The organism is Haloferax sp. AS1 (assembly GCF_014530665.1).
GTDB classification, from domain to species: Archaea; Halobacteriota; Halobacteria; order Halobacteriales; family Haloferacaceae; genus Haloferax; species Haloferax volcanii.
The window spans coordinates 1704067-1720654 of record NZ_SPSA01000001.1 but is presented as its reverse complement, the minus strand read 5'-3'; the positions used below and the strand labels follow the sequence as shown (position 1 = coordinate 1720654).

Genomic DNA, 16588 nt, shown 5'->3' with positions numbered 1-16588 from the left:
ACTGATCAGGTCAGATGTTTCAATCGACATCTTAGATTAACTATCCAACGACTCGGTGACCATCTCAACCCCTTCATTGGAAAGCCACCAAACGGGTACCTTTCCACCCGATTTTGACTCTAAAAGCCCAGAGTTGGCTAATTTCTTCAGTCGCGGGAGAGTTCCTTGATTTGAGAAGTCGATTGCTTCTGCAACCTCTCCGGTGAATAGAACAGGATCATCAGAGCGATAAAAAACAAGGAGAATCTCAAGGTCATCAACTGTCTCTTCTCTTCCTCCAGCCATTGCAGACAATTTGCTTCTCCTTGTACATATTCTCACCTGTTATCAGGTTGTTTGGCTAAGGAGTAGCTTCGAGAAAAAAGCTAGTTTAATGCAAACAACTAAGTTGACTCCATTATGACTATCTGCAACGGAAGCACCTTCGCGGACCTATCGCTCTCCGATAGGTTTCGCAGAAGCGGACCTCGCTGCTAGAGACAGCAGGTCCGCGCGGGCTTCCGTGCACATACCACGAAAGCCATGTTCGACTCAACTCTGTGGGGCCTTGAACCCCGTGCACGAGCGCACGCACAGCCGCCGAAGAACCGTTTAGTTTCACTCGCAGAAACGCCCGATTTCGGGGGTACGTCCGGCCAATTCGTTCACTTTCACTTTCAGCCTGCGTACGAGCAAGCGTATTATTACAAAGCGGGTGGCCGCCCAATTGTGATGACGACTACGCAGGTCATTTGCGATGAGAACCGGACGGACCGCTGGCAGTTCACGTGTCCTCGAGGACACCGTACGTGGGAAGCGGCGCAGAACCACTTCTGGTGCCAACGGTGCGCGTCCACCAAGGACGTTGACGGCCGGTTCCATCAACTCCGGGATAAGGTGAGCGGTGAGCGACTTTCTCGCGAGGAAGTCGTACTCCAGAGTAACTGCGACGACGACCTCGAGCTGGAGGCCGACGCATGAGCGACGATCTGCAACCACTCTCTCCCGAGGAAGGCGTGGAGATGTACCTCGATCTCCGCGAGGGCGACGTGTCCGAAACGACGCTCATGAACCACGGCTACCGGCTGAACCCGTTCCTCGATTTCTGCGAGGAGCACGATATCGACAATCTGAACGACGTGACCGGCCGGACGCTGTACAAGTACTACAGCTACAAGAAGGGCGCAATCAAGCCGGTCACGCTGGACAACTACCTCACAACACTCCGGGTGGCCCTCGATCTGTGGGCCGATATCGACGCCGTCGAAGAGGGACTTCGCGAGAAGGTGCCGCTTCCGAACCTGAAACCGCAGGACGACGTGCGCGACCGCGTGCTCCGCGGCGACCGCGCGAAGGATATCCTGAACGGGCTGGACACGTTCAACTACGCCTCTCGGGACCACGTTATCATGCTCATCCTGTGGCACACCGGGATACGCACCGGCTCGATCTACTCGCTCGACGTGGAGGACTATGACCCCGAAGAACCGTGTCTGAAACTCCGACACCGTCCCGAGGAGGGAACGCCGCTGAAGAACGAGGAGAACGGGGAGCGCGACGTATCTCTCAGCCCACCCGTGGCCGCGGTCATCGACGATTACCTCCTGAAGAACCACTACGACGTGACCGACGAGTACGGACGCGAGCCGCTTATCTCGTCGTCACAGGGTCGGCTCTCGAAGGGTGCGTACAGAACGACTATCTATGCCGTGACGCGCCCGTGCGAGTGGGGGACGTGTCCGCACGCGGAAGTGGACCCGGACGACTGCAGACCTGCTGCTAGGCGCGATAAGGCGTCTCGCTGTCCTTCGACGGTCTCGCCGCACGACATTCGGCGCGGTGCGATCACCGAGTCGCTGAACGACGGCGTCCCGGTCGAGATCGTGAGCGAGCGGATGAACGTGTCTGTGGACGTGCTCGACAAGCACTACGACAAGCGCACGCACCGTGAGCGGATGGAGGTTCGTCGTCGTGTTCTTCGGGAGGTTCGACAGTAGAATGTCTCTGGAATGTGGTATGCTGTCGGTATATACCAATAACATCCCGTCGGGTCCGTTTTGTGCCGTTTCGTGTGAACGAGAGGGTTCACCGTGTACCGAACCACCCAACTTCGGTCGGATGCTCACTGCACGCTACCCCCGCCGATAGCCATCAAACGACAGGTTCCGTCGACCACACGAGAACGTGTTGAAAATTAAATAACTGGCTGTCGAAATTCTACAAAACACCACGATATATCGGTTTTGGAGGGGAAATCTCCCGGGAGCAGAATCAACGTTGATAAACGAGCGGCAATTCATTTCACCCCGAAGTCGAAGGGGAGGGGTATGGGAACGCCGACAGCGGACACGCAGAACCGTCGACGCGGTGTGGGGCGGTGGCGACAGCGGCTCCGAGACGCAGTGAGATACGTCCCGCAGGGGGACTCGATTCCGAGCGAGTCGTGGCGGGCGCGTCACCGAAACATCCTCGTCTTCCTCGTGGCGCACGCGCCGCTTTTGTACTTTCTCGGGAACTTCACCGGGTCGGAGCCGTACGTCACGGGTGCGACGCTCACCGCCGCGCCCGCCGAACACGTCTTGCTCGGCGTCGGAGCGGTCGCGGGGTTGGCACTGTTCGCGTGGCTCCCGTGGCTCCCGCGCCGGATGCGGAGCGGCTTCGCATCAATCGGGTTGCTGACGTGTTCGGCTCTGCTCGTCTACTTCTCGGGCGGCTACATCGAGGCGCACTTCCACTTTTTCGTCATCGTGGCCGTCCTCGCGGTCTATGAGGACTGGCTCCCGTTCGTCGTCGGCATCCTGTACGTCGCCATCCAGCACGGCGTCTTCGGCATGGACCACCCGGAAGCGGTGTACAACCACCCCGACGCAATCGCGAACCCGATGGGCTGGGGGCTCGTCCACGCGGTGTTCATCCTCATGCTCGCGTCGGCGTTAGTCACGAACTGGTTCTCTGTCGAGCGCTCCCGCGAGGAGACCAGACAGAAGATGCAGAGCCTCGAAGACAGCGAGGAGGCGAAAGCCGAAGTCGAGCGCCTGAACGAGCAGTTGATGGTGCAGGCCGACGAACTCGCCGCGGCCATGGACGCCGTCTCGGAGGGGGATTTCACCGCGAACCCGCCAGAAGGGTCGGATATCGAGGCCATCGAAGCCATCAGCGACGCGTTCACGGCGATGAAGCGCGACCTCTCGTCGACTATCGTCGATCTCCGAGCGTTCGCGGCGACCGTCGAGCGAACGACGCAGTCGGTCCACGACGACGCCGAAACGCTCGAACGGACGCAACGACAGCTCGCGGCCGACGTGGGGGCGTTCGCCACGGACGTGCGCGAGCAGGCTCACGACCTCGAATCCACGACGGACGAACTGAGCAGTCTGTCGGCGACAATCGAGGAAATCGCCGCGAACGCCGACCAAGTCTCCGGCGAGGCGAGCGACGCCGCGGAGGCCGCCGAGGCGGGGACGGGGACTGCGACGACGGCCATCGAGGCCATCGAAAACGTCGAACAGAGCGTCGACGAACTCGCGTCGCTGGTCGAGTCGCTCGACGACCGGATGGACGACGTCTCGAAGAGCACCGACCTCATCGAGTCGATCGCCGAACAGACGAACACGCTCGCGCTCAACGCCAACATCGAGGCCGCCCGCGCCTCGGACGGCAGCGAGGGGTTCGCGGTCGTCGCAGAGGAAGTGAAGTCCCTCGCCGACGAGACCCAAGACCACTCGGCGGCCATCGAGCGGACGATAACCGAGACAATCGAAGACGTGGCGCGCGTACAGACGGAGATGAAACGGACGAAGGCGCAGCTCGAAACGGGACGGTCGACGACGACCGACGCCGCAGAAGCGTTCGCGGCGGTCTCGGACATCGTCGAAAGCGTCGATATGTCGGTCGACGAGGTCGCTACGGCGACCGACGACGGCGCGCGCACGACCGAGGAGGTGGTCGACGCGATTATCGGCGTCGCCGACCGCTCGCGGGATATCGCGGAACAGAGCGACGCGCTGGCGAGCCAAGCCGAGTCCAGAGCGGCGACGATTTCGGGGGTTCGGGAACAACTCGACGACCTCAGAGGCCAGACCGGCAGCCTGCAAGCACGGCTCGAAACGTTCGACTGCGAGGTTCCGGCCGACGACTGACTTGCCGGCAGTCGCTCGGGGAACGAGTGAGAGCGAAAAAAGCGAGCGGAAAAGTCAGCCGTCAGCCGGCGTCGGTGACCGCGACCGCAGACGCCGCGGCGGTGACCGACTTTGCGCGCCGCAACCGCGACCGAACGCGGCGGGGAGCGCGGTTATTCGAGGTCGAAGCGGTCGTGGCTCATAATCTTGTGCCACGTCGCGACGAAGTCCTCGACGAACTCTGCTTCGCCGTCGTCGCCGCCGTACACTTCCGCGATGGCGCGAAGCCGGGAGTTCGAGCCGAAGACGAGGTCGAAGCGGGTGGCCTCCCACTCGACATCGCCCGTCTCGCGGTCGCGCACTTCGTACAGGTACTGGTCGTCTGAGACCGGCTCCCACTCGTAGTCCATGTCGAGCAGGTTCTCGAAGAAGTCGTTCGTGAGCGTCTCGGGCTCGTCGGTGAGGACGCCGAGGTCGGAGTCCTGGTAGTTCGCGCCCAGCGCGCGCATGCCGCCGACGAGGACGGTCATCTCGTGCGCCGAGAGGTCGAGCAGGTCCGCCTTGTCGACGAGCAGGTCCTCGGGGCGCTCGTCGACGTCGTCCGCGATGTAGTTGCGGAAGCCGTCGGCGTCGGGCTTGAGCATCTCGAAGGACTCGACGTCGGTCTGTTCCTGCGACGCGTCGGTCCGTCCGGGCTCGAACGGCACTTCGACGTCGTAGCCGGCGTCGGCCGCCGCCTCCTCGATGGCCGCAGCGCCGCCCAGCACGATGAGGTCCGCGAGCGAGACGCGGGTGTCGTCGGACCGCGCGCCGTTGAACGACTCCTGAATCTCTTCGAGGGTGCCGAGCACGTCGTCGAGCTGGTCGGGCTCGTTGACTTCCCAGCTACGCTGGGGTTCGAGGCGGATGCGCGCGCCGTTCGCGCCGCCGCGCTTGTCGCTGTCGCGGTACGTGGACGCCGCGGCCCACGCCGTCTTGACCAACTGAGAGACAGAGAGCTCCGAGTCGAGAAGCTCTGCTTTGAGCTCCTCGGCGTCCTCGTCGTCGATGAGGTCGTAGTCGGCGTCCGGGATGGGGTCCTGCCACAGCATCACTTCGTCCGGAACCTCGGGGCCGTGGAGCCGGGCCGGCGGACCCATGTCGCGGTGGAGGAGCTTGTACCACGCCTTGGCGAACGACTCTTGGAACTCCGCGGGGTCCTCTCGGAACTCCTCGAGCACCGCGCGGAAGTCGGGGTCCTTCTTCAGCGCGATGTCGGTGGTGAGCATCATCGGGTCGACGAACTGGTCGGGGAGGTGCGCGTCCGGAGCCGCGTCCGGAATCTTGTCCGCCGGCGACTCGTCGGCCGGCCGCCACTGCCACGCACCGCCGGGGCCCTTGTGCGCCTCCCACTCGTAGTCGAGGAGGTTGGCGACGTAGCCCATGTCCCACTGGGTCGGCGCGCTGGTCCACGGGCCCTCGATGCCGCTGGTGATGGTGTCGGGGCCCTTTCCGGAGCCGTGGTTGTTCTTCCAGCCGAGGCCCTGTTCCTCGATGGGAGCCGCCTCGGGTTCGGCTTCGAGGTTGTCGCCGGAGTCCGCGCCGTGAACCTTCCCGAAGGTGTGGCCGCCGGCGATGAGCGCGACGGTCTCCTTGTCGTTCATCGCCATGCCGCTGAACGTCTCGCGGATGTTCTTCGCGGAGCCTTCGAGGTCGGGTTCGCCGTTGGGACCTTCGGGGTTGACGTAGATGAGGCCCATGACGGTGTTGCCGAGCGGCTCTTTGAGATTACCGTCCTCGTCGAAGCGGTCGGGGGAGGTCGTCTCCCACTCGTCTTCGGGACCCCAGCTGGGGGCCTTGTCGCCGACGTAGTCGTCGGCGCGGCCGCCCGCGAAGCCGAACGTCTCGAAGCCCATCGATTCGAGGGCCACGTTGCCGGCGAGGACGATGAGGTCGCCCCACGAGAGCTGATTCCCGTACTTCTTCTTGACGGGCCAGAGGAGGCGTCGCGCCTTGTCGAGGTTCACGTTGTCCGGCCAACTGCTAATCGGCGGGAGACGCTGGTGTCCGCCGGACGCGCCGCCGCGGCCGTCGTGGGCGCGGTACGTCCCGGCGCTGTGCCACGCCATCCGGATAAAGAGGGGACCGTAGTGGCCGTAGTCCGCCGGCCACCAGTCCTGCGAGTCGGTCATCAGCTCTTCGAGGTCGGCTTTCACCTGCTCGTAGTCGAGCTGCTGGAACTCCTCGGCGTAGTCGAACTCCTCGCCCATCGGGTCGGTCTGTTGTGCGTTCTGGTCGAGGATTTCGAGGTCTAACTGGTTTGGCCACCAGTTATGGTCAGAGCCACTCATACACCAACGGTTACCGCTTTTGAGTGATAAAATTGACTGATTTTGAATTAACTCTTGGTTATAGCCAAAGCAATCTTTTTACTTTATGAATAATTCTCAGTCGGGGAGCTCTTGACGGGGACGTATTCGCGATTATATCGAAATAGTGACTGGTTGTGGACCGTCGATGAGCGACCCGTCGAGTGTTGTTTGTCTGTTGACTGGTCGAGGATGCCGGCCCGCAACCGAGCACGACGAAATGGGTAGCTCGCGCGTGTGACCCCGAGCGCGGCGCGAGCGGCGCGGAATGCCATCGGGGTGGTCCGGCAACCTACTGCCGTGGTGGACGCGGCGGCGCGACCGCGGTCGTCGCCACCGCGCCCATCGCCACGACAGGGTCGACGATGGGTATCGGAGCGTCGGCCCGCGCGTCGGGAATCGCGCCCGACGAGGAGATGCCGGTACAACTCGGCGCGACGACGTCACAGCCGGCGTCGACGAGGCGGTCGACCGCCGCGCGAATCGCCGCTCGCCCGTCGTCGGTCGTGAGGAAGTTCGTCGTCGCCGCGCCCTCCACGACCGCCTCGGCCGCGAGTCGGTCGCCGAGCAGGTCACGAATGGCCGACCCGGCCCCGTTTTCGAGACCGAGCGTCCCGACGCGCTCGCCGCGGGCGGACGCGACGGCCGCCACGCTCGCGCCCGCGCCGACGACCGGGATGTCGAGCGCTTCGCCGAGCGCCTCCACGCCGGGGTCGAGCGCGCAACTGATACAGAGCGCATCGACTTCGGTCGCCATCTCGCGACCGAGCGCCTCGATGTACGGGAGCGCGTCGACCTCGGCGGCCGCGTTCGGAATCCCGTCGGGGTGGTCGGGGATGCACCGCGACAGCGTCGAGACGTGCGGGTAGTGCCGCTCGACGAGTCGCCCGTGGCGGGCGACCTCCTCCGGGTCGTCCAGCGTGAGCACGCGGAGGACGCCGAGTTCGACCATCAGTCGGAACCCCCGCCGTTCCGCTCGGCGTCCGGGTCCGGGTCCGGGTCTGGCGAGTCCGAGTCCGAGTCCGCGTCCGCCGGCTCGTCGATGCCGCGGGCCGCGAAGAAGCCCTGCTGGCGGAGCGCGGCGAGCAGTTCGCCCTCGCGGCGATTCATGAAGCCGTTCGGCCCCCAGTAGCGTTCGAGCGTCTCCTGCCACTCGCGGCGGTCGTCGCCGTAGACGCTGTCGCCGTACATCTCGTTCATCGCGTCGTAGCAGGCGTCGAGTTGCGCCTCGGTGGGGTCGCGGTAGCCGCCTTCGTGGAGCACCGTGTCGAGCGGGACCCGCGGGGCGTTCTCGGTCGCCTCGCCGTGACGCGGGACGCCGAGACAGAGCCCGAAAATCGGCAGGACGCCCGACGGAAGGTCGGCCGTCGCGGCGACCTCGGTGAGATTGTTCAGGATGTTACCGATAGGGCAGACGCCGTAGCCGCGGCTCTCGGCGGCCAGCATGACGCCCATCGCGGCCAGCGAAGCGTCTATCGACCCCTCCAACAGCCCCATCGCGGGCGTCATGCGGAACTCGCGGTCGCGGTGCTTCAACAGCAGTCGAATCCGGCGGACGTCGATACAGACGAGGAGGAAGTGGCTCGCCTCCTCGACCTGCACGGTGCCGCGGCTACACAGTTCGTGAATCCGCTCGCGGCGGTCGGGGTCGCGCACCCAGACGAAACTGTACATCTGGGTCGTCCCGCTGGTCGGGGCCTTCCGTCCGGCGTCGACCATCGCGCGAACCTCGTCGTCGGGAATCTCGGCGTCGGCGTCGAACTGGCGGACCGTGGCGCGGCGCGCCAACCACGGGGCGAGGTCCGGAACCTCGGCGGCCGCCGCGGCGAGTGCGGGGCGGTCCGTGCGGTCCGGGTGGTCCGGGTGGCCCGGGTGGTCTGCTTGCTCCGAGCGGTCCGTGCCCGCGCGGTCACCGACCGAGGGCGAAGGCGTGCGGTCGCTCACACGCGCACCTCGCCGTCGGCGACGACGACGTCGCCGTCGAGCGAGACCGTCGGTTCGAGGATGACGCCGTCGAGGTGCGAGTCGCAGTCGATGGTCCCGCCGAAGCCGAGGTTGTCCCCGAAGGCGACGTGGCAGGTGCCGTACACCTTCTCGTCTTCGAGGACGGTCCCGATGATGCTCGCCGCGGGGTTCGTCCCGAGGCCGAGTTCGCACACCCGTCGGGCGCAGTCGTCGCCGCTCGTCGCGTCGAGGAACTCGTCGGCGGCCGCGCCCTCGACGGACGTGATGTGCCCCGCGTCGAGTTCGACCGTCAGCGGGTCGTCGAGGACGCCGACGCCCGCGAGGCCGCCGTCGAAGACGAGCGTGCCGGTGGCCGTCCCCTCGACCGGCGCGACGTAGCTCTCGCCGGACGGGAGGTTGCCGGAGTCGCCGGGGTCGGCGATGATGCCGTCGCTCGGGATGCCGTCGCGGCCCGAAAGCGACATCGTCGCCGACGCGCCGCCGGCCTCGATGCGGGCCTCGTCGGCCGCGGTGAGCTTCTCCGTGAGCGCCGCCGTCAGGCGTTCGACCTCCTCGTAGTCGGCCGTAATCGCGCCCGCGCTGAACATCTGGTCCGTGATGCCGGGCATCGTGGCGACGCGAGCGCCGGCCTCGGTCGCGGCCTCTCGCGCTCGCGTGTGGGTCAGCGACGCGCTGGTCGGACAGACCACGACATCGGCCGATTCCATGGCGCGGGCGACCGATTCCGGCGGTTCCATCCCGTTTCGCTCCATCGGCGGAATCTCGAACAGCCCGGAGTCCAAGCCGAGGTCGACCCCCGCCTCGAACAGCGCCCGGCCGATGTGGTTCGTGTCGGTATCGGTCACGACGAGGAGCGTCTCACCGGGGGAGGCGTTCATGTTCTCGGTGAGGAGCCGCGTCGCCACCTCGCGATAGTCGGCCATTCAGAGCACCTCCTCGGCGGTCTTCGCCAGCACCGACCGCCCGAGCAGGACGCCCGTACCCGTTAGCTCGCGGACGGTCGCTTTCATCTCGGGCGTGTAGCCCATGCAGTCCATCACGATGAGGTCGGCGTCGGTGCCGATGTCGGCCGCCGCGGCCGACACCTCGTCTTCGTCGGCGTACGGCGACCCGGCGGCCGTGACGAGGTCGTAATCGGCCCACTTCTCGAACGTCATGGCCTCCTGTTCCTCCTTGGGCATGATGACGCCGAGGGTCCCCCCGTCGAGGATGGCCGAGACCCACGCCGAAAGCAGGTCGCTCGGCTCGAAGACGGGGACGCTGACGTCGAACGACGGGAAGTGACCCGTACAGAGGACGCCGATGGCCGTCACCTCGGATTCGAGGTCGCGGATGCGCGCTCCGAGGAGTTCGACGACCGACTCGCGGTCGACGGTGACGGCCGTGCCGTCGGCCAGCCGCGAGACGTACACCGGCTGTCCCTCGCGCGGGCCGACCGCGGCCTCGACCTCGGCCGCCGAGTCGAACCGGTCGAGCGCGCCGACCTCGACGATGTCCACCTCGGGCGGGAGCGCCGCCGCGATGTCGGGCGTCACGTCGGTCCGGGGGGCCTGCCCGATGGTCACGAGTCCGAGCGTCGACATCTCAGACGCCCTCGCCCAACGTCTGGAGGCGACCCATCGAACCGTACAGCGACGTGAGGCGGTCGTACTCGGCCTCGTCGTAGAACGACGCGCGGCCGCGGGTGAAGTCCTTGGCCGTCTCGACGACGAACCCGGTCGCGTCGAGCAGGTCGGTGAGGTAGTTCGCGCCGGTCCCGCAGCCGGGGACGGGCGAGACGCTCGTCGTCGCCACGCCCACGACGGGCGCGTCGGTCGCCGTCGCCGGCTGGAGGATGCTGTTGATGTGGTGGACGTCGTTGCCGTAGGGGGTGATGTCCTGCATCGTGAGCGTGAGCGTGCTCGGCGGGCGGCCGGTCGCCCGCTCTTGGATGTCGAGGAGGCTGTCGCTCACCTTCAGCACCCAGCCCTCCTTGACCGTGGGCGTGATGGCGAAGCCGCGCTCGCAGTGGACGCGGTTGCCCTTCGTGGCGTCGACGGAGACGACCGCGTCCATCTCCTCGTCCACCTCGTGTTCGTTCATAGTACGCGTATCGACCGGACTGCCCATGAAGGGCACCGGGTCGTGCGGGGAGGTCGGCGCGTCGGGACAGACGTGCGTGGCGATGCGAACGTCGCCGGCGAGCACGTCGCCGCGCTCGCGCATCTCGCCGAGGTGGAGCGCGACCGCGAGGGCGACGATTGCCCCGTCGGCGTCGGAGACCGGGCCGAGTTCGGCCGGCCGCGCGGCGACCCCGCCGAGGCGACCGACGACGCCGAGGGTCGGCGCGTCCGGGTCGCGGCCGGGGACGACCGTCTTGACGAAGTCGGTCGACCCCTCGTCGGTCGAGATGGTCGTCACCTCGGTGTCGAGGCCGTACGTTTCGAGCGCGTCGCGTACCAGTTCGCCGTCCGCGTCGGGACGGCTGAGGATGTCGTAGGCTTGCTGAATCTTGTCGAACATGAGTGTCGTTAGTTGAATACGTGTGATTTGACCGCTTTTCCGACCGCCTGTTCCACCGGGTCGAAGAGCGCCGGGTCGGCCATCCCCGCGCCCAGAGAGAGGTTCGCCGCGGGCGCGACGACGACCGCCACGGACCGCCCCTCCGCGAGTTCCGCCGTCGAGACGGGCATCCCCGTCTCGGCGTCGAGCGTCGTGATGAGGTCCGGGAACGTCGCGAGGCGCTCGCCGTCGAGGTCGAGCGTCATGTACTCGTTCCAGAAGGTGAGTTCGCTCCCCTCGATTTCGACCTCGCCCACGTCGAAGCCGCCGGTCGTTTCGAGCGCGAACGACTCGACGGGACCGACGAGCGAAACTTCGCCGCCGAGCACGTCGGCGACGCGTTCCGCGGCGTCGCGGCCGTCGTCCGCGAACCTGACCGCGCGACCGACCGCCTCGGCCTGGTCGTAGGTGTCGAGCGCCGCGTTGGCCTCGGCGTAGCTTGCCGAGACCGGGTTGCGGGCGACGGCGACGAGGCCGCCGGCGTCTTCGGCCGCGTGTCGCACGAGCGACGCCGCCGTGCCGAGTTCCGCTTCGACGACCGTCTCCAGTCGGCTGGCGGTGCCCGGCACGCCGCCGACCGCCGCCTGCACCGACTCGGCGTCCTGCGACAGCCCGATAGAGCCCATCGGCCCGGTCGGGTGCGCCCGCCCGTTGCAGGCGGCGTCGACGAGCGGGAGGCCCGTGACGGCCGACTGGAGCAGGCCGTTGACGGTGGCGAACCCGCCCATCTCGTTCGTCATCAGCGCGCCGACGGTCGTCCCGTCGGCCGCGAGTCTGTCCACCAACAGTTCGACCGCGCGCACGTAGTCCGCGGGGTCGACGTGGCTCTCGGTCGCGGCGGGCGCGCCCACGCCGCTGACGGTCAACACCACGTCCGTCGGGTCGAGGTCCGCGACCGAGACGATAGTCGGTCGGCCGTACTCGACGGCGAGTTCACCGAACTCGATACCTTTCGAAAGCGAGCCGCCGCCCCCGCCGCCGAGGACCGCGCCGCCGACCGCGATATCTTCGACCCAGTCGGTCGTTATCGTCCGCTCGCCGTCTGTCGGCGCGGGACGTGTGTCGTCCGACTGCGGGCTCTGTGCGTCGTCTGTCGGCGCGGGCTGCGCGCCGTCCGTCTGCGTGTCGTCTGTCGTCATTGGGGTGCCTCGGGGGAGTCTCCGTCGGCGGCCGTCACGCTGAGAAAGGCGTTCGGCCGCTGTCTGTCGGCGTCGCGAAGCGTCGCGGTCCCCCGCGCCCGGAGTCGCTTCATGCCCGCCGCGAGCAGGTGATACGTCTGGTCGCGGCCCATCGATTCGAACAGCCCGTCGGATTTGGCCACCGCCGTGGCGCAGACCTCGTCGTCGCGGCACGGCCGGTCGCAGGCCGAACACGCCGGCTGGGCGGCTTTGAACGCCGCCGGGTCGGACGCGCACGACCGGAGCAGGTCGTCGGTCCACGGGCGGTTTTGCCGCGCCCGCCGGAGGGCGGCGAGGCGGTCCGTGCGCTCTGCGGTCATTCCCACTCCGCGCCCTCCTCGAACCGGTCGTCGTGGAGGAAACACCGCGCGACCTGGTCCGCCCCGCGCTCGTACAGTTCGGGCTCCTCGACCGCGCAGGCGTCGAACTCGTGGGCGCAGCGCGACCGGAACGCACAGCCGCTCGGCTTTTCTCTCGGGTCCGGCACCTCGCCGTCGAGCGTGATTCGGTCGGGTTTCGCCAGTTCGTCCTCCTCGCTGATGGTCGAGATGGCGGAGAGGAGCGCCCGGCTGTACGGGTGTTGCGGCGACCCGAACACCGAGTCCACGTCGCCGACCTCCACGAGCCGTCCGAGGTACATGACGCCGATTCGGTCGGCGACGTTCTTCAGGAGCGAGAGGTCGTGGGTGATGAACAGGTAGGTGATGCCGAACTCCTCCTGTATCTCTTCGAGGATGTTGATGATGCGGGCCTGCACGCTCACGTCGAGCGCGCTCGTCGGTTCGTCGAGGACGACGAACTTCGGGTTGAGCGCCACGGCGCGGGCGATGCCGACGCGCTGTTTCTGCCCGCCCGAGAGCTGGCCGGGGTAGCGGTACATGAACTCCCGGGGGAGGTCCACCATGTCCAGGAGTTCCTCGACCCGTTCGAGCCGCGCCTCGGAGTCGCCGTAGTCGTGAATCTTCAGGGGTGCCTCGATAATCGACTTGACGCGGTGGCGAGGGTTGAGGCTCGACGACGGGTCTTGGTGGACGATTTGCATGTTCCGACGGAACCGCTTGAGCTCGCCGTCGGAGAGGTCGACGACGTTCTGGCCGTCGATTTCGACCCGCCCGCTCGTCGGCTCCGTCAGGCGGAGCATCGACCGGCCGGTGGTCGTCTTGCCGGACCCCGACTCGCCGACGAGGCCGAACGTCTCGCCCTCCGCGATGGAGAAGCTCACGCCGTCGACGGCGCGGACCTCGCCCGCCTTCTTCTGGAGGATGCCCTCGAACAGCGGGAAGTGTTTCTTGAGGTTCTCGACCGTGACCATCGGGTCGTCGAGGTCGCGGTCGCGCTGTACCCCTGCGGTCGGGTCGGTCGTGTACGCTGAGTCGTTCATTGGTCCGTCCCTCCGTCGGCGGAAATATCGCCGGGCGCGTCGCCGCTCGGGGCGTCGCCACCAGCGGCCAACCACGGCGCGGTGCCGATATCGACCCGTTCTGCGGCGAGCGACTCGTGACGCTCGCGGGCCGGGAGCCCGTCGAACAGGTGGCACGCGGTCGCGTGGTCGGGACCGGTCTGCCGCGGGTACGGGTACGCCTCGTGGCAGGCCGGTTCCGCGTGGGGACAGCGGTCAGCGAACCGACAGCCGGCCGGCGGGTCCGTGTAGTCGGGCAGGTGCCCTTCGATGCCGTCTCCGATGCCGGTCGAGAGCGTCGGGATGCTCTCCAACAGCCCGCGGGTGTAGGGGTGCTGCGGGTTCGCGAACAGGTCGGCGGTCGGCGCTTGCTCGACGATTTCGCCCGCGTACATCACGTTGATGCGGTCGCTGACCTCGCGGGCGACGCCGAGGTCGTGGGTGATGTAGAGGACGCTCGTGTCGCGCTCTTCGACGAGTTCGTCGAGGAGGTCGAGCACCTTCGCCTCGGTCGTCACGTCGAGGGCGGTGCCCGGTTCGTCGGCGATGAGCAGGTCCGGCTCCGACAGGAGCGCGATGGCGATGAGGACGCGCTGGCGCATCCCGCCGGAGAGTTCGACCGGGTAGCTCTCGAAGACGCGCTCGGGGGCCGAGATTTCGACCTCGCCGAGCATCTCGATGGCCCGCTTCCGGTGGTCGGCTTTCGCGCCGGTGGACAGCGCGTCGCGGACGAGTTTCGACAGCGACAGGCGCGGTCGCCCCTGCCACTTCAGCACGTCCATCATCTGCTCGCCGACCGTCAGGACGGGGTTGAGACTCGTCATCGGGTCCTGCATGATCATGCTCATCTCCTTGCCGCGCCGCGAGTGGCGCTCGGCGTCGGAGAGCGAGAGCACGTCCTCGCCCTTGTAGCGAATCTCGCCCTCGGGGATGGTCGCCGCGGGGAGCAGGCCCATGATAGATTTCACGGTGACGCTCTTGCCGCAGCCCGTCTCGCCGACGAGCGCCGCGGTCTCGCCGCGGTCGATGGTGAAATCGATGCCGTTTATCACTTCGGCCGTCCCGTCGTGGGTCTCGAAGTGGACGTGGAGGTTCTTCACCTCCAAGATGGGGTCCGCCATCTCAGTCCACCTCCACGTCGAGCACGTCGCGCAGGCCGTCGCCGATGAAGTTGAACCCGAGGACGGCGAAGGAAATCGCCAACCCGGGGAACACGGCGATCCACCAGAAGCTCGTGACGTAGTTGCGACCCTGTGCAATCATCGCGCCCCACGTCGGCGTCGGCGGCTGCGCGCCGAGGCCGAGGAACGACAGGCCCGCACCGACGAGGATGACGAAGCCCATGTCGAGGGTCGCCTTGACCGTGATGGGGCTGACGACGTTCGGGAGAATCTCCCTGAACGTCGTCCGCATCCACCCCGACCCGAGCGCCCGGCTCGACTCGATGAACTCGTCTTCCTTTATCGAGAGCACCTCGCCCTGCACGAGGCGGGCGTACCACGACCACCACGAGAAGGCGATGGCGACCATGACGTTGAACAGCGACGCGCCGGTCGCGGCGACCACCGCCATGGCGAGGAGCGTGGGCGGGATGGCGAGGAAGATGTCCGTCACCCGCATGATGACGGTGTTCGTCGTCCCGCCGAGGTAGCCCGCGATGAGCCCGAGCGTCACGCCGATGGAGATGGCGATAGAGAGGACGATGCCGCTCATCAGGAGCGACAGGCGCGCGCCGAACAGGACGCGGCTGAAGATGTCGCGACCGGTCGTGTCGGTACCCATCAGATGCGTCGCGCTCGGCGGCTCGCTCGCCTGGTCGAAGTAGACGCCCGCGCCGGCGTGTTCGGGGAACGGCGCGATGTACGGCGCGAGGAGCGCCGCGGCGACGAGCGTCAGAATCATCGCCAAGCCGACGAGCGAGAGCTTGTTGCCCGCGAAGGTCCGAAAGCCGCGTTTGAGCTGTCGAAGCCGCTCTTTTCGGGCGGCGCTCTCGGTGTCGAGAAACGGGATGGAGGTCTTCGTGGACACGGCTATCCCTCCTCCAGCCGCACCCGCGGGTCGAGGTAGCCGTACAGCAGGTCGACCACGAAGTTGGCGGTCACGAAGCCGATACCGACCACGATGGTGACGCCGACGATGGCGTTGAAGTCCTGATAGAGGATGGCCTGCACGCCGTAGCGCGCCATCCCCGGCCACGCGAAGACGATTTCCACGAGAAACGCGTTCCCGAGGAGGAACCCGAACGCGAGGCCGACCACCGTGAGTGAACTCGTAAAGGCGTTTTGCAGCATGTACTTGTATTCGATGAGGGTGTTCGGAAGGCCGTAGGCCCGCGCGGCGAGGACGTAGTCCTTGCGCTGCTCGTCGATCATGTCCGAGCGGATGAGCCGCATCACCTGCGCCAGCGTGGCGAGGCCGAGCGCGACCGTCGGCAACAGGAGGTGCGTGGCCGCGTCGAGGAACGTCCCGAACTGGCCGGCGATGAGGCTGTCGACCAGATACAGCCCCGTGACCGCCGGCGGGGGAGCCACGCCGTCGCTGAGCCGCCCCGAGAGGGGCAACAGCCCGAGGCTGACGACGAAGACGATTTGGAGGACGATAGCGACCCAGAACCGCGGCATCGACACGCCGAACAGGGCGGTGATGCGCGAGAGGTGGTCCTGCCAGCGGTCCTTGTTGGTGCCGGCGACGACGCCGAACGGAATCGCCAGCAGGACGGCGCAAAACAGCGTGACGACGGTGAGTTCGAGCGTCGCGGGCAGGCGGGCGACGATGTCGGAAAAGACGTTGTTGTTCGTCCGCAGCGACATCCCCCAGTCGCCCTGCACGACGCCGACGAGCCAGTCGACGTACTGCATCGGCAGGGGCTGGTCGAGCCCCATCTCGGCCCGCAGCGCCGCGACTTGCTGTTGCGTTGCTTCCGGTCCGAGCGCCAACCGAACGGGGTCGCCCGGAATCACGCGGGATATCAGGAAGATGAGCACTGATAGCCCGAAGATGACGGGGACCGAGTGGATGGCGCGCCGAACGAGGTAATCTACGTATGACATTGGTGAGTTA

At 66.6% G+C, this 16588-nt stretch carries 15 protein-coding genes; 2 read left to right on the top strand and 13 right to left on the bottom strand.

Annotated elements, in window-relative coordinates:
• Positions 1-36: 36 nt before the first annotated feature.
• Positions 37-285, bottom strand: coding sequence for a hypothetical protein (locus tag E4P24_RS09130; protein WP_115861279.1), 249 nt, complete (start codon positions 283-285; stop codon positions 37-39).
• A gap of 671 nt (positions 286-956) precedes the next feature.
• On the opposite strand from E4P24_RS09130, the gene E4P24_RS09125 reads away from it, so the two are divergent.
• The gene (locus E4P24_RS09125; protein WP_188148389.1) at positions 957-1976 is read left to right on the top strand and encodes a site-specific integrase; all 1020 of its coding nucleotides are present in this window, start codon (positions 957-959) and stop codon (positions 1974-1976) included.
• A 405-nt stretch (positions 1977-2381) separates the two neighbouring features.
• The gene (locus E4P24_RS09120; RefSeq protein ID WP_115861313.1) at positions 2382-4118 is read left to right on the top strand and encodes a methyl-accepting chemotaxis protein; all 1737 of its coding nucleotides are present in this window, start codon (positions 2382-2384) and stop codon (positions 4116-4118) included.
• Positions 4119-4270: 152 nt separating this feature from the next.
• Here the strand turns inward: E4P24_RS09120 and katG are convergent, their stop codons facing one another.
• The 12 genes from katG to E4P24_RS09060 all read right to left on the bottom strand — a co-directional run bounded on the left by katG (position 4271) and on the right by E4P24_RS09060 (position 16578).
• Entirely contained in the window at positions 4271-6427 is a 2157-nt protein-coding gene (katG, locus tag E4P24_RS09115; RefSeq protein WP_188148388.1) for a catalase/peroxidase HPI, read from the bottom strand.
• A 310-nt stretch (positions 6428-6737) separates the two neighbouring features.
• Positions 6738-7397 (bottom strand): aspartate/glutamate racemase family protein, encoded by a 660-nt coding sequence (locus tag E4P24_RS09110; RefSeq protein WP_115804000.1) that lies wholly within the window; start codon positions 7395-7397, stop codon positions 6738-6740.
• Positions 7397-8389: a nitroreductase family protein gene (locus E4P24_RS09105; RefSeq protein ID WP_188148387.1), complete on the bottom strand. Its 993-nt coding sequence runs from the start codon at positions 8387-8389 to the stop codon at positions 7397-7399. The genes E4P24_RS09110 and E4P24_RS09105 overlap by 1 nt, the downstream gene beginning before the upstream one ends.
• Positions 8386-9333 (bottom strand): aminopeptidase, encoded by a 948-nt coding sequence (locus E4P24_RS09100; protein WP_188148386.1) that lies wholly within the window; start codon positions 9331-9333, stop codon positions 8386-8388. The genes E4P24_RS09105 and E4P24_RS09100 overlap by 4 nt, the downstream gene beginning before the upstream one ends.
• On the bottom strand, positions 9334-9993 hold the full coding sequence (locus E4P24_RS09095; RefSeq protein WP_115803998.1) for an AroM family protein: 660 nt from the start codon (positions 9991-9993) through the stop codon (positions 9334-9336).
• A 1-nt stretch (position 9994) separates the two neighbouring features.
• Positions 9995-10912, bottom strand: a complete 918-nt coding sequence (locus E4P24_RS09090) for a DUF1177 domain-containing protein (RefSeq protein ID WP_004063088.1) — start codon at positions 10910-10912, stop codon at positions 9995-9997.
• Between the two features lie 8 nt (positions 10913-10920).
• The gene (locus E4P24_RS09085) at positions 10921-12090 is read right to left on the bottom strand and encodes a DUF917 family protein (protein ID WP_163489201.1); all 1170 of its coding nucleotides are present in this window, start codon (positions 12088-12090) and stop codon (positions 10921-10923) included.
• Entirely contained in the window at positions 12087-12449 is a 363-nt protein-coding gene (locus tag E4P24_RS09080; protein WP_004063090.1) for a hypothetical protein, read from the bottom strand. The genes E4P24_RS09085 and E4P24_RS09080 overlap by 4 nt, the downstream gene beginning before the upstream one ends.
• Positions 12446-13510: an ABC transporter ATP-binding protein gene (locus tag E4P24_RS09075; RefSeq protein ID WP_004063091.1), complete on the bottom strand. Its 1065-nt coding sequence runs from the start codon at positions 13508-13510 to the stop codon at positions 12446-12448. Before E4P24_RS09075 ends, E4P24_RS09080 begins: the two co-directional genes overlap by 4 nt.
• Positions 13507-14649 (bottom strand): ABC transporter ATP-binding protein, encoded by a 1143-nt coding sequence (locus E4P24_RS09070; RefSeq protein WP_188148385.1) that lies wholly within the window; start codon positions 14647-14649, stop codon positions 13507-13509. Before E4P24_RS09070 ends, E4P24_RS09075 begins: the two co-directional genes overlap by 4 nt.
• Before the next feature lies 1 nt (position 14650).
• Positions 14651-15556: an ABC transporter permease gene (locus E4P24_RS09065; protein ID WP_115803995.1), complete on the bottom strand. Its 906-nt coding sequence runs from the start codon at positions 15554-15556 to the stop codon at positions 14651-14653.
• Positions 15557-15558: 2 nt separating this feature from the next.
• The gene (locus E4P24_RS09060; protein WP_004063094.1) at positions 15559-16578 is read right to left on the bottom strand and encodes an ABC transporter permease; all 1020 of its coding nucleotides are present in this window, start codon (positions 16576-16578) and stop codon (positions 15559-15561) included.
• Positions 16579-16588: the final 10 nt, after the last annotated feature.

Coding starts and splice junctions, on each gene's coding strand:
- E4P24_RS09130 (WP_115861279.1), bottom strand. CDS start 285: ATGGCTGGAGGAAGAGAAGAGACAGTTGATGACCTTGAGATTCTCCTT.
- E4P24_RS09125 (WP_188148389.1), top strand. CDS start 957: ATGAGCGACGATCTGCAACCACTCTCTCCCGAGGAAGGCGTGGAGATG.
- katG (WP_188148388.1), bottom strand. CDS start 6,427: ATGAGTGGCTCTGACCATAACTGGTGGCCAAACCAGTTAGACCTCGAA.
- E4P24_RS09110 (WP_115804000.1), bottom strand. CDS start 7,397: ATGGTCGAACTCGGCGTCCTCCGCGTGCTCACGCTGGACGACCCGGAG.
- E4P24_RS09100 (WP_188148386.1), bottom strand. CDS start 9,333: ATGGCCGACTATCGCGAGGTGGCGACGCGGCTCCTCACCGAGAACATG.
- E4P24_RS09095 (WP_115803998.1), bottom strand. CDS start 9,993: ATGTCGACGCTCGGACTCGTGACCATCGGGCAGGCCCCCCGGACCGAC.
- E4P24_RS09090 (WP_004063088.1), bottom strand. CDS start 10,912: ATGTTCGACAAGATTCAGCAAGCCTACGACATCCTCAGCCGTCCCGAC.
- E4P24_RS09085 (WP_163489201.1), bottom strand. CDS start 12,090: ATGACGACAGACGACACGCAGACGGACGGCGCGCAGCCCGCGCCGACA.
- E4P24_RS09080 (WP_004063090.1), bottom strand. CDS start 12,449: ATGACCGCAGAGCGCACGGACCGCCTCGCCGCCCTCCGGCGGGCGCGG.
- E4P24_RS09075 (WP_004063091.1), bottom strand. CDS start 13,510: ATGAACGACTCAGCGTACACGACCGACCCGACCGCAGGGGTACAGCGC.
- E4P24_RS09070 (WP_188148385.1), bottom strand. CDS start 14,649: ATGGCGGACCCCATCTTGGAGGTGAAGAACCTCCACGTCCACTTCGAG.
- E4P24_RS09060 (WP_004063094.1), bottom strand. CDS start 16,578: ATGTCATACGTAGATTACCTCGTTCGGCGCGCCATCCACTCGGTCCCC.